Annotated in this window: 7 protein-coding genes and 1 rRNA gene; 5 read left to right on the forward strand and 3 right to left on the reverse strand. The window is 36.0% G+C overall.

The features are described from left to right. Window positions 1-8 precede the first annotated feature (8 nt). The 3 genes from rrf to TY21_RS03060 all read left to right on the forward strand — a co-directional run bounded on the left by rrf (window position 9) and on the right by TY21_RS03060 (window position 4392). A 5S ribosomal RNA gene (rrf, locus tag TY21_RS03050) occupies window positions 9-123 on the forward strand. A 2679-nt stretch (window positions 124-2802) separates the two neighbouring features. Then, window positions 2803-3240, forward strand: coding sequence for a host attachment protein (locus TY21_RS03055; protein WP_039385137.1), 438 nt, complete (start codon window positions 2803-2805; stop codon window positions 3238-3240). A 474-nt stretch (window positions 3241-3714) separates the two neighbouring features. Beyond that, the gene (locus TY21_RS03060; protein WP_042242877.1) at window positions 3715-4392 is read left to right on the forward strand and encodes a leucine-rich repeat domain-containing protein; all 678 of its coding nucleotides are present in this window, start codon (window positions 3715-3717) and stop codon (window positions 4390-4392) included. A gap of 1482 nt (window positions 4393-5874) precedes the next feature. On the opposite strand, the gene TY21_RS03065 is transcribed toward TY21_RS03060, so the two are convergent. From TY21_RS03065 to rpsO, 3 genes are all read right to left on the reverse strand, one after another. Next, complete coding sequence (locus tag TY21_RS03065; protein ID WP_042242880.1) at window positions 5875-8778, reverse strand: hypothetical protein; 2904 nt, start codon at window positions 8776-8778, stop codon at window positions 5875-5877. Between the two features lie 973 nt (window positions 8779-9751). Further along, a complete protein-coding gene (gene pnp / locus TY21_RS03070) occupies window positions 9752-11842 on the reverse strand; it encodes a polyribonucleotide nucleotidyltransferase (protein WP_039385129.1) in 2091 nt (696 codons plus the stop codon). Window positions 11843-12134: 292 nt separating this feature from the next. Then, window positions 12135-12404 (reverse strand): 30S ribosomal protein S15, encoded by a 270-nt coding sequence (rpsO, locus tag TY21_RS03075; RefSeq protein WP_039385127.1) that lies wholly within the window; start codon window positions 12402-12404, stop codon window positions 12135-12137. Window positions 12405-12743: 339 nt separating this feature from the next. Here rpsO and TY21_RS03080 point away from each other — a divergent pair, with 339 nt between their 5' ends. Together TY21_RS03080 and tadA are read left to right on the forward strand one after the other, a co-directional pair. After that, window positions 12744-13418 (forward strand): hypothetical protein, encoded by a 675-nt coding sequence (locus TY21_RS03080; RefSeq protein ID WP_042242883.1) that lies wholly within the window; start codon window positions 12744-12746, stop codon window positions 13416-13418. Window positions 13419-13420: 2 nt separating this feature from the next. Next, window positions 13421-13924, forward strand: coding sequence for a tRNA adenosine(34) deaminase TadA (gene tadA, locus TY21_RS03085; protein WP_042242886.1), 504 nt, complete (start codon window positions 13421-13423; stop codon window positions 13922-13924). The last annotated feature ends 305 nt before the right edge of the window (window positions 13925-14229 follow it).

Genomic DNA, 14229 nt, shown 5'->3' on the forward strand with positions numbered 1-14229 from the left:
CAATTTTGCTTGGTGGCAATAGAGAGAGGGAAATACCTGATCCCATACCGAACTCAGAAGTCAAGCCTCTTATCGCCGATGGTACTGCACACAAGAGTGTGGGAGAGTAGGTCGCCGCCAAGCTTTTTTTTTACTCAACTATCGCTTCCAAAAGCTCTTCTGTCCTCCTGTTAGCCTATCTTGCTTTATTCCACCTTTTTTCCTTTATCATTCTAGCTTTTTTTATATTTATTGCGGTCTGTATACCCCCCCCCCCCATTGGAAAATTCCATTTAAAGAGTTATACTGTCTTTTCGTGAGGAAGGAAACAGATGAGATATAAGATGTTTTAAATTCATCTTCAGATGGGAAGCGAGCAAGGTTTGCATGCTTTTTTCAAATTATCTTAACTTTTTCAACCTCAAACGTTTTAATCTTACCCAACTAGCCCCAGCTTTTCAAGAAAAAGCAAAACAAAGCTCCTCCTATAAAACGCTACAGCATTTTTTCTGAAAATTAAATTAAAAAGGTAGAGAATTTGAATTACTCTCTTCGGTTAGCTATCAGCTAATACTTTCTAGCACTATGGCCTGCCCTGTTACGCATTACTTAACAGCTGTTGACAGTGCTGCTTGGCTGTGCATACGGCAAATCCAAATAAAACGTTTTGGCCAAAGATCAAGCTTTTTCATTTTCAACTTTTAATCCACTGTGGATACTTGAGAACAAGTAAATACGCTTATTACCATTTAGAAATGCGTGCTAAACTACGAAAAAAAGCTAAGCTGGGTTTTTGTGTGCCACGAGCACATTATAGATGTGCGTAACTATACGAAAGATGAGGAAAATGGCTCCTCGAAGTCGCTTTGCAGGAAGAGATTTCAAACCACCTTAAGCTGCTTTGGTCAAAAGCCAAGGTAGTGAGCGTTAAGGAAAAGGTATGATAAGCATATCAGGTGAGGGCTAAGGAGACGAACGAAAGTGAACTATTGGTCCAAGTGTCGAAAGCTTAAGGATGATGTCAAAACTGGGGGTTAAAAGCTCTTCCAGGATAAATTTAGGGGCAACCTGTTTACTGCCTAAATGGCGTCCGGCATAAAGATAGCGTGAACTTAGTCTAGGCTTTTGTATGGAACGTGGGAACTTCATAGATGATGTTAAGAGAAAACCATATAAGTGAAGAACACAAAGTGGGAAATATCGAAGCATGTATGAGGGGCAGATCAACTCGTAGTAGTGAAGAAGCCTTTGTAATGAAGGGGGAGCGAAGGGGTTGAATTGTTCAATCCAACTCAATAAGTCAAGTAGAAATACGAGGAACTTATGGGGGTGGGGAAAAGGCTGGAAAGCTTGAAGAACAATAGGAGCCGTATGAAGCGAGAGTTTCACGTACGTGTCTGTGGGAGCCTAAGGGGGAAGTTCCCTTGGGCGACCCGATTATTCTCCCTTAAAATCTAAAGGTTTTATTAAGGAGAGGTTATTTAAGCCAGGGCTTTGTTGCTAAGATTAAAGCTTACTTATTTCATCTTATAAGCTCTTGTAAGAGCTTTTATTGCTACCCACCAGGGGTTGGCTTAAAAACGCTGTGAATGGGCGCTGTGCAGCCACTAATGAGGATATAGGCGGGTATGGTAGAATGGAAAATTGATTAGGCTTTAAAAGGCCTTAAAAGGTCGCCTCATTTTAAAATCGTTAGCTAAATAGAAGATTCATCGCTTAATTTTAAGTGATCGAAGATTTAACCATCTTTAAAGTTAAAGTAGAGCTCCAAGTAATATTGCTGAGCTTGTCTATTTGCCATCCCTGTATGGGATAGTTCAAACAAGCTTTTTAAAACAAACAAGGAGCGTAAAAAGAACCGATCAGTTTGGTGACAGAGGGGTTATCTTAAGTGACATTATATTTAAGAATGGCCACATACTTAAATGCAAAGGTAGCCGAAATGAAGCGGCAAAGGTTTTACTGCCAACTTTTAAAGCCGATCGAATATTTTCGTGTAGATTTATATAATTCCATGCAATAGAAGAAGCATTGGCAACTCTAGGCATGGCATCTAACTTGTGTTTAGTAACTAACCTACTGAGGAATGAAATACAGAAAAGTGGCACCAAAATGCTAAATTGCTAAAAAAGCTGAAGTAGTTTTTTTTTAAGTGCTAAAGTTGTTGTTATTACTTAAAAGGTCTATCTTTAACTTTATCTAAAAGGGCACTTCACCGGCTATAAGTAGTTATAGCCCTACAAAAGATAACTGAGCTTTTTTTAAGTAATTTTTTTTGTAGACCCTTAAGCCTCTAGCATATGGGTGAGCAGGGATCGTTTTATTTATCTGTAGCAATTAGATTGATAAGACTATTTTGTGCCTGTGTCCAAATTCTAATAAAGCTGGATTTTTTTTGTAGGAAAAGGAATAAGAATTTAAAGGATAAATAGGAAAAAGAAAGGATAAAAAAATCTTGTAGCTAGGAGGAAAAAAGAGTGTTATTGTAAGCTCGGTAAATAGGCTTAAGAATAAGTAACGTGATAACTTGAAATAGATAAAGGCTGAGCCTAATTGTATTTTTTATAGTATTTTAAAAAGCTAAATACTAGATTATGGGCTAAGTAAATGCTTTTAAAAGATAGATTAAATATAAGCCTCTTGAGAGCTTCATCAATTAAAAAACCTTTCTATAAAAGGTGTAGACGGACTTTATAAATCATAAGTGATAGAAAAATTTAGAAAAGTTTTAATCTGTTTTTCGAGACTAAAAGATAGACAATAGAATAATCAGTTGCTTTTTTAAGAATAAAATTAATTGTTTTAATAGCATTAGGAGGAAGAATGCCACATACCTTAACTTGGATCGTAGTTGCCAATAGCTCGAAAGCTAAGATTTATCGTTTAGCAAAGTTTCCTAAAATTGAAGAACTTCTTGTCCTCAATCACCCTGAAAGCCGCTTACAAGATCAGGTTTTAGAAGGGAGAAAACCTGGACGTAACTTTCAAAGTGGAGGCACCACTCGTCATGCTTATGAACCTGAAACGGATCCTAAAGAGGTTGAAAAGGAGAAATTTGCTAGATCCTTAGGAGATTATATCTGCGCTGCCCATTATAAAGGTGAATTTACACGGCTTTATTTAATGGCTAATCCGGCGTTTTTAGGATTAGTGCGCCATCATATAAATACTAGCACACAAAAAACTATAGTGGCTGAAGTGGCCAAAGATTTGACGGATTGTCCCATCCCTGAAATCGAACATCATCTAGTTAATATATAAAGTTTTCAATATATCGACTGTTCTGCCTCTCCCTATAGATAAAGGCCCTCAAATTTACCTAGGTAAATTTGAGGGCCTAAACCTAGTGTACCTATAAAAGGTAATCTTACATTAAAAAAAATATTTCTTACGTAAATGCCCGCAGCTGGATATGTTCTTTTACTAGCTAACGTGCGTAATTGCTTAATAAATTTATTAAGGATACTAAATAAAATTTTAAATACTAAGTAAATATAGCCTGATCTTTGCTAAGTAAGTTCTTCACTTCTACAAAAGATGGGAGAAAAAGAAAAGAAAGTTTTAATTCCGCTTAATTATACAAAATCAGTTTTTAAAACACTTTCAAACATTACCTGGACAGGTTTGTTGGTAAATATTATCTTGAAAAAAAATTTTTCCAGATCGTTTGGTATTAAATACTTATTGACATTTTTTTTATAATAAAATAAAAATTTTGTTAAAAAGGAGTACAGTATGCAAGCATTAACACAAACCTCTAGTTTAGATTCCCGATCCTGTCCTGATTTCCTTGAATCTCATTTAACTGGGCAGAATGATTATGATCTATCGATTCCTTCTAATGAGGGCATAAAAGATGCAGCAAAAAGTGTTAGTGAGATATCCCAGAAAATTAATCAGTTAAAAGAAATCAAGCAACTGTGTGAATTTATTGTTAAGAATGTGTATCTGAAAGGTCGTATCTATGTGCAGTATTCGAGAAGTTTAAAAGGTCACACGATAGCTCGACATATTCTGCACACATACTTAAACCATGATTTTTCTAATCCGAAAGAAGCTGAAAGAATATGCTTAAAAGATATCATGCAGCAAATTGAACAAATCCAGTTTTTAGAACTGAGTGGCGCAAAGTTAACAAATTTACCTGCTTATTTTAAATACCTGACAGGCTTACAGCATTTAAATCTTTGCGCTAATAATTTAACTTCTTTACCTTCTGAACTAAAAGAATTGGTTAATTTACAAGAGCTAAATCTGAATGGAAATCATTCATTTGAAGAACTGCCTCCTTTTTTAGACAACATGAATTTAAAAGTCATTAAAATTGGTAACACGAAGGTCAATAAAGCTTCTGTAAAACTCCAGGGCATTATTGATCCAGGTGCAATGATTCAAACATGGATAAAAATCTAAATATTCGTACTCATATTTAACGCTATTCATTGGATAAGAATATAACAATCCTATACTGCTTCACACCATAGCCTATACTCCATCATCTAGCTCATTGATGTTTATTTTTCCTTACGAGCAAAGTGGCTGCAGGGGTTACGGGTGGTGTAAGCATGAGCTACCCTTCTCTTTATTAAATTAGCAAAGACAACTTAGCGGCGGTCAGGATGACGATATTTGAGTTGATAAGGGTTCCCTAACATATTAAAAGTTTATGCATGTGATATAGCCACTTTTTATAAAACATTATACTCATAACCAGCGCTTCGCTTAATGATAATTTTGGCCATCTACTTCTTCTATTGTTCTTGCCAATTAGAGGCCTCAAATAGCTTTCAAGCTACATTTTGCACTGTTTAAGGCTCAAGCTTTTTACAGTTATCCTCTATCTCCGAAATGGGACATTAATCAATCTCTCTCTTAACCATCATGATCTTCACTATTTAATTTTTTTTGTAAAAAAATCAAACCATGTGAAGAAGGTATTTCACTAGCACATGTTTTTTTATTCGTCTTACATAAGTACCTTTCTATGATGGCTAAGATATGATGCCAAAATGGTTTTGAAGAGTTATGGGCACACAACGCAAGATTTTAGCACCCAAGCTTCTTAAGGAGTGTAAAAAATAAGTTGTACGCTTTTAATCTACTCCTTATGCTATCATGTACTTTATAAAATCCCTTTTGCTAAGCAGAGAGGCATCTTTCAGAGGGTGGGGTATATAGACTAAGTTCTTTTAAAGCGTATTAGACGCTTAACCCTATGCATCCTCGAAAAAGATCTGTACCGCTATTTGGTCGAGTGTTCATTAAAGATTTACGGTCATGTGATGTGCTTCAAAGAGAAGAGTGAAGCTTTGCTGACCAGGAGCTCTTTCATAGTGTTTAGATGCCACTAAGATCGCCCAAGATAGAATGCTGTAAACCTTGCTTAGATGCAACTTAAGCTAGCCACAAAGTTAGATTGGCAGCGCGTAGCAGCCAACGTTTTTTTCAGCAGGAAGAGGCGCGCAGAGGGCAAACAATCGATTAGCAGTGTAAAGGAAAAGAAGACATCCCTTATTTATTAGCAAAAGGAAAAGGTTATCTATAAGTTTGAGAAAATATTGCTGCCGAAATAAACGCCAGGTAGCGGAACCTTAGAGATAAGCTTTTGACATGAGAAATTTTTCTTTGGATTTATAGGCCACTAAATCCTGGCAAAAGGACTGGAGAAGGGTCATTTCTAGTTTAAAAAGAATAAGATGGCAGGTTAAATGGATATCTTAGCTGCAAAGAAAGTTCCAGCGAATGGTAGTTAAAGGAAAGAAAAATATTAAGGATTGGCAAAGATTGTTAGTTTGCAGGTTTATGAATTGACCAAGGGGTGAGATAGATTCAAGCTCTCCTTTGAGCTATTTCCTTATCAGGTAACTCGCCTTATTTAATATTCTAAAAGGTTTCTTAGCAGTCCTTAAGAGTGCAAAGATAGTTAACAAAAGATGATAAACCGCCTTGAACTTCGTCTACAAAGTTAGAATGGTAATGATAAAATAATTTTTTTAAATCCTGTTGCTTGGATAGCTTGAGGATGTTATCTTTTACCTTTTCTTTTAAATCATCTTCGACTAAGCAATCTAGCTCTTCTTTAATTTGACCGATTATCGCAGCATATGAACGTAAATCTTTTTCCTCCTCTAGGCCTATTGTTAATCTCAATGCAGACCAGCACTCAATTAAATTGGCATTCGCAAATCCAAAGCTTTGGCTCATGGTGACAGGTAGATTATTTTTGATATATCTAGCATACAAATAATACTGCATGATAACTACCAAAATATGTAAAAATTGCTCATCCTCCTTTCCAAAAAGTTCTCTTTGAAAACCATTCATATGAATCCCTATCATCGGGACTTTTTCATCTCTATAACCTATTTGAATTAAAGGTTTTTTAGTATTATTCTTTTGAGTGGAGCCTTGATCGGTAATGTCTTGTTTTTTTTCTATGACTAATCCCTGTTTTTGTAATTCCTTATAAACAAAGTCAGTATTTTTTCTTATTTTTTCTAGATAATTTATAATATTTTCACTGCAATGTTTGAGCATAAGATGAAAAAACCAGAAAGCTTCTTTGGAAAAGTTATCGTTTGCACTGCTTGTTAATAAACCTCTTAATAAATCATCTGCGGATGTATCGGAACTATAAACTTGTACTATTCCGCCCGGAAATTTATCTAGCCCAAGCTGTCCATACTTAGCTAGGCTGTTGGTTAAAATAAGAATCAATTTTCCTTCATTAATAGGGGTTTCAAATTCTTCTACTAGGCTGCGGACTTCTTCATGCATGAAAAACGTAGTGGCACAATCAAGGACCATTGCTAATGGACGTTTATTATCTTTATGTGTAACAGAGATAGAATCTCTTTTTTCTAAAATTGTTTTAATAATCTCTTTAACTTTTATTTCTTCTATGACAAGCCTTACCACCCGATTAGGATAGATATCTGTAAAGATAACGTCATAATTTTCCAAGTCCGGAATTGTTTCAAAATTACTTAGCTGGGCAGTTTGGCAGGAAAAACGTTCTTTTAAGCAATCTTTAAGGCCGCCTGTGCTCTCACTGATTTCGTAGTAACTATTGGTGTCAAATATTACAGAGGGTTTAAGAGGCTCTCCATCAGGCTGATGAGATCCTTCCGCAAGCATCTGCAAAAGCCCTTCCGTAATGTTTCCAAAGCAAGCAATACCGCTTGTAAAAGTATATCCATTGCTTACCACTCCTTTAGGAGTAGGTTGGGAATTTAGGACTTCAGGAATAGTTTCAATTTCTTCTCTTTTGTACAATATTTGAAGCTGTTGAAAATGTTCGAAGACAAGAATGAATTTATTTTGGCAATCTTGGAAATTATTATAGCTGAGCTGGCTAAGATGTTTTTTTATCTTAATTAAACAATGAAATGCTGCTTTATATATAAGAGGATTTTCTACTCTTATGACCGGATTTGTGGCTGCGAGTAGTTTATAAAGAAACTGCAAATAGTGTGAGGTAAGTGTCGAGTTTTCTGCTGATTCAGATAAAAATTTCACGTACTCAAAAAGTTTTTGATGGGTATTTATTACTTCCTCTAGAGTAATCTCACGCTCTTCTAACGGAGGAATCTCTAGGTAGGTTTCGTAAGCTCTTCTCTGGGGAATAGGATAGTGGTCTAATAGGGATGTAATTCTATAGCCTGTACGAATTAAAAGTTCTTTGAGTAATACAATATCAGGATACGCTCCGTGAGCTCCTTGAAGGCTTTTAAATGTAGTTAAAAATTTCTGTAAGTTTTCTTTATTATTGCCATGGAAAAAATAGAGAGACTGGCCATCAATTTTTAATACCACCCCAACAATTAAATGATTGCCTTTAAAAACACTACCTAAAATTTCATTTATATTTTTGTTAGGGAGAATTGAGTTATCATGTTCATAGAATTTGAACGCTTCGGAATAATCTACAAAAGTAAAATCATTGTCTGCTGGTTTGTTATTAATCTCTATAAGAATATTCTCCAGATCGTTCGGTTCAGCAGGAAGATAGCGTCCTTTTAATATCTGACAGCAATTAATAATTAATTTTTCAAATTCATCATTTTTTATGAGGCTGATTTTGATATCTTTTAGCCAATTGTGTCGTTTCTGGATTTCCCTAAGAAAAATATTTACAATTGCTCCTCCATCTTCCCGGTGATAATGAGGAGCATTATCGTCTATATATTCGCTAAATGGATAGTTGTATTTATCCTGAGCAAAATTGATTAAGGGCGTTTTTGCTGATTCTACTAAATAATGGAGACACCAGACATTCAGCTCAGTGATAATGATTTTAATTGACTCATCTTTTATTTTTTCTAGCGAGCAAATGAACTGCGCGGTAGATAAAATTTTATGGTAACTTTTATAAAATTTCTGATCCAAAGTTTTAATATCAATTTTTTCAAGGGAGGGAGTTACTGCTACGCTGAATTTATTTTTAATAAACCTTTTCGTAATTTTGGTCATGTAATTGAATAAAAGATAGAGATTAGCTTGGCATTTATTAGGGTCCTTTTTCCAAAGCGGAGAAAGATAATTCGCAATTAAAGTAGGTTCAAGCTTTCCATTGCTATCTACTAAATCTTTTTTTCCTAGCCAACGTACAAAGATTTTGCGAAGAGGGCGGTGCTCTACTTCGATTGTTTGCACAAAATTTTGGAAAAAAGCAGTAAGGTCTTGCGTGGGGTCTTTATTTCTCTCAGTTGTAGGGAGGGTTTTATTTAAGTCACGGCAATAATTTTCTAGCTGCTTGAGAAGAGGTCTAGGAGGATTCCAAGAAAAAATATTATTCATTACTACCTACAGTTATGGGGCCTAAAGTTGAATAAATGGTTGATATGTTGCCGTTTGTAGTTTTTTGGCCAGTGTTAAAGCAGTTTATATCTATACCCTTCAAATTTGTAAAGAACTTAAATATCGTAATTATAAGATTTTTTTAATTTTCCTTAATTAGGATGGCGGGTTTAAAAGTTATGCAAGCGCCTTGAGGATTGGCTTGGCCTACTCACTTGTAAGATAGATCAGCTATATGCTAATTTTTTTACTTAGCTTTTGGGAAGAGAGGTTACGCTTTAAAAAGTCTTCTGAATACTTTTTTTGAGACTAATTAATGCCTTATGTTGCTTGATGGGTGCGTTAAGCAATTTTTTAGAAAGCAATTAAAAATACTCATGCTGCGTTTATTAATCTTAGGGTGGATATCCGGATAAGCTTATTCGCTAATAGCTAGCTGACGGAGCTTTAAGATAGGCTTAAGCTAGGAAGAATTAAGCAAAAGGAGTATTTACTTTTATAATAACCTTCTTTCTAAGGTAGTGATAAGACACAAAATCAATGAGCTTTAATTATCAATGACTTAAGTAGAAAGCTTTAAGAAAGCTAGTAGAGCGAAAATTAAGGGGCTGTAAGCGCAAAAGCATTGTTTAAAGATCGCGATCTTAAGAGTTACCAAAATTTATCAGATACTCATTAAAATTAAAGAATTGAGGTTAAAATAAGAGGCTTGCTAATAGAGGGTATGATTGTTTGTTAAGAAGGGATTTCTGATAGCAGGTCTAGCTAGCTGTTTTAGAAATTTAGATCACCTACTAAGAACATAGCAAAGAAATTTTTTAGCCAAGTAGCGGGGCTTAAGATGAGATTGAAAGGAATAAAGTTTGACACAAAAAGATAAGCGAAAAGTGATATGATAATAAAATATGAATATATTAAGGAATGAATAAAATGAAGGGAGATCGATAGAAATAGACTATCGATCTCCTCAGCATTATTTACTAAGAAGGGCTTTGCGGCTTAACTTAAGCTGGCCACGTTCGTTGATATCTAAAACTTTTACAGAGATTACTTCTCCTTGTTTGACATGATCGGCTAAGTTTTCAATGCGTGTATGTTCAAATTCAGAGATATGGCATAATCCTTCTTTACCCGGTAAAATTTCTATAAATGCTCCAAAAGCTACTACAGAGGTAACTTTACCTGTATATGTTCTACCTATTTCTACTTCAGCTGTTAGGCCATGAATAATAGCTTTGGCTTTTTCAATACCTTCTAAGTTTGTAGAGGCTATGCTAATCAAACCATCATCGTTGATATCAATTTCTACCCCGGAGGCTTCGATAATAGCTCGAATTTGTTTTCCCCCTGGACCTATCACTGTTGCAATCTTACTAGGTTTAATTTGCATGGTTTCAATACGCGGGGCATAGATAGACATCTGCGGTTTGAAAGTAGGACAAACTTCCAACATCTTGTTAAGGATATGAATTCTACCTTCTTTAGCTTGATTTAGAGCCGCTTGCATAATAGCAGGGGTAATACCTTCTACTTTGATATCCATTTGGAAGGCTGTAATGCCATGCTGATCACCAGCAATTTTAAAGTCCATGTCGCCTAAAGCATCTTCGATTCCCAATATGTCAGACAAAATTTTGTACCGTCCCTCTTCTAAGATCAATCCCATGGCAATTCCTGCAATTGGACGTTTAATAGGTACTCCTGCATCCATCATAGAAAGACAGCCAGCACATACTGTAGCCATCGATGAGGAACCATTGGATTCTGTAATGGTGGATTCTAAGCGCATGGTATAAGGAAAGATATCTCGAGCAGGTATAATAGCTGACAAAGCTCTTTCTGCTAATTTTCCATGGCCAATTTCACGGCGTCCTGGGGCGCCTATGCGTCCTACTTCTCCTACAGAGAAGGGAGGGAAGAAATATTGAAGATAAAATCTACGGCTACTCTCTTCATCGAGATCTTCATATCTTTGAGACATAGCTTCCCCACCTAATGTACATACACCTACCGCTTGTGTTTCACCGCGTGTAAATAATGAACTACCGTGCGTACGAGGCAGAAGGCCTTGCTCGATATCTATTGAACGAATCTGTTTACTGTCACGTCCATCGCTACGAATATTTTCTTCTAAGATCATTTTACGCATGTATTTAGACTGAAGATCTTTAAGAGCCGCATTAACCTGGTTAACGGAATATTTAGGTTCTTCTCCTTCAGGTAAAAGGGTATCTACCACAGCTTTTCTCATAGCATTCAATTTTTCTTCACGATCTTGCTTTAGATTGCTTCTTAAAGCAGGTTCTAAAAGAGGCGTAGCAAGTTTTTCAACTTCTCCTATGAGTTCTGTAGGCAAGCTTCTAAGGGTGGTCAGATTTTTTTCTTTACCAATCTCTTTTTGCCAATTGAGTAGAGCTTGGCAAATAATTTTGATACTATTATGGCCCACTTCAATGGCTTCCATGAGTTGATCTTCGGTCAGAAAATCACAGTGGCCTTCGATCATAAGAATAGCATCTTCGGTTCCTGCTAACATTAAATCTAATTTAGATTTGGTCATCTGCTCTTGAGTGGGGTTGACAAGCCACTTCCCATCTATTAAGCCAATACGTACACCAGCTATAGGTTTTAATAAGGGAATATCGGAGATCACTAAAGCGGCTGAAATGCCACAGATTGCCAATGGCTCTGTCATATTAATGCCATCGTAAGACCATACGTAAGACAATAATTGAACTTCATTATAATAGCCTTCGGGAAACATGGGACGTATTGGACGGTCTATAAGGCGTGAAATAAGGGTTTCTTTCTCGGAAGGGCGCCCTTCTCTTTTTATAAAGCCGCTAATCGTTTTACCCACCGCAGAAAATTTTTCTTGGTAATCAACTTTCAAAGGGAAAAAATCAATATTATCAGCCGCGTTAGCTGCCGCACAAGCGCTATTAAAAAGATAAGTTTCGCCTGCTTTTATTAAAACAGCCCCATTGGCTTGTTTACCAATTTTTCCTGTTTCAAATATTAGTTCTTGCTCGCCTACTTTAACCTTCATGAGGTGTGGTTGCATATTATACTCCTAAAATGTAGTTTGAATTTATAGATAGGTCGAAGGCTAAAAAAATATGCATAATTTTATGCTGTTTTTCCAGCAAGTGTCATCGAAGATTATAAAGAAGGCTAATAGATAGAACTCAGAAAACATACTTTAAATGACTGATTTAAAGCGCGATTTCTGATTTCTATAATCTTTAAAATTCTCCTTAAACTTGAGGCCTTCTTAAGGATAAATAGTCTTAAGCTTTGATTAACAAGGGCAGTGGTATGGGCCATCTGCCCCACTTAATATAAAGCTGCTTGCGTTACTTTCTTAATTTTAACTTTTTAATAAGCGACAAGTAGCGCAAAGTGTCGGTTGAGTTTAAATAATCCAATAAACGTCTTCTTAGGCCAACATGCTTAAAGAGAGCTAGCCTAGAAGCGTGATCTTTAGGAGAACGCTTAAGGTGCTCATTTAATTCAGCAATACGCTCTGTTAAAATAGCGATCTGGACGTCAGCGGAGCCTGTGTCTTTTTCATGAAGCTGAAATTTTTTTGTAATCTCTTCTTTCGTTCCTTTGTCTAGAGACATTCAGAAAATCCCCCGTTTAAGTTTAAAGCCCGACCATAGTTATGGGGACTTAATATATTAAAAAAATGTAAATCTATTTTTCTCACTCTATCATCCCATCTTACCTAGGTAACTATTAAAAATCAAGAGCAATCTTGTTAGGGCGGGAGGGAGCCATGGCGAATAAAAGGAGAAATGTAAAAGAAAAAAGAAGAAAAGAGGTTTTTAGGATGAAGGGCCTATTTCATAGTTTTTAAATTAACCCCCCTTAATAAAAGGTTCTCTTCTTGCATTTTCTCTGCTAAGTTGGTAGATTCTTGGACCGTGCATAATTAAAACACCCTTGTAAGGAACTACTCTATGCTGAAAGACGCCACTTATAAAGAAAAATCTAAAATGTTAATATCATGGATGCCTCAAATCATTGAGGAGGTAAAAAAAGACCTTAAACACGAGCATCTTAAAAACGATTTTAAATTTGTAAAGAAATATTTTTTAGGTAAGAACTTAAACAAGCTAACTAATGAAGAGATAGTAAATGCTTATACCTTAGCTTTAGAGCAGGAAGAAAATGGAGAAAAAATTGCTGAGTTTATCATTAATCGATGGCTCCTCAAGAATGCCGAGCTTTATGACTATTTTGAAGGGGCGTTGTTGCAAATATCTAATGATTTTACCCAATTAACTGAAATTGAGGCAGATAAATCACAACAGATCGTGGAGGGCGCAGCTAGTCAATATGGAGCTGTACGTACTTATCTTTTTTCCGTTATGAATTCGGTAGTATTTCCTAAAGAAATTTATGAAAAGCTTAATAAGCGTGCTGAAGAAGAGCAAAAAGCCTTAGCAGCTGTAGAAGATGCTCAGGACGAACATTTAAGCCAGCAATCTTTGAAAGATTACTATGAAGAGCAAATCGCTCGCTTAGCGGATAAGTATGAGAAAAAATTGATTGGAATGCAAAAAAAATATATTCAAGATACAGAATCATTGAAAAAGCAAATGGCATTACTACAGAAAAGATTGAATGGGTAGCTATGCTTTTTCCTTTTACGTTTAAGCCTCAGTCAGAAGACGAAAAATTTATGCTTGAAGCATTGAAAGAGGCATGGAAAGCTTTCAGGCAGGGCGAAGTTCCTATAGGGGCTGTTCTGGTGCATGAAGGACAAGTAATCTCTAGGGGATATAACCAAGTAGAACTGCTCAAAGATGCTACTGCTCATGCAGAAATGCTATGCATTACTGCAGGGGCAGGGGCAATGGAGAACTGGCGGTTGACTGGCACCACACTTTATACCACCATAGAGCCCTGTTGTATGTGTGCAGGAGCTATGTTTTTATCAAGAATTTCCACTCTAGTATGGGGGGCACCTGATTTACGCCATGGGGCTAATGGGAGTTGGATGGATGTGTTTGAGAAGGTTCATCCTACGCACAATCTTAACATTAAAAGAGGCATTCTAGAGGAATATGGAGCCGCCCTCATGCGTGATTTTTTTAAAAAATGTCGCCAAGAAAAAAAGGCTTTGACTGACGAATAGCTAGATTGCTTATTTAAAAAACTAAAGAAGTACTTATAAAAGTCGACTCGACCGGTAGAAGCTTGCTCACATCTTCCCTACTTGCAAATCCTAATCTTCTAATTTTTAAGCAATTTATTTAGCTTATAATTTTTTTATCTAGCCAAGTAGTATGCTTTTGAGAGGCTTTTTATCTTACCCTTTACTTAATAAAAATTCATCTTTAAGAAGAAGGCCACCTTTCAAAGATTGATTTATTCTTTAAAGTTTAATAGCGTAGTTCCTCTAAACACTATAAGCATCTGTTGGATAACTAGAAAAGGAGT

It is taken from the genome of Neochlamydia sp. S13 (assembly GCF_000648235.2).
Classification (GTDB): Bacteria; Chlamydiota; Chlamydiia; order Chlamydiales; family Parachlamydiaceae; genus Neochlamydia.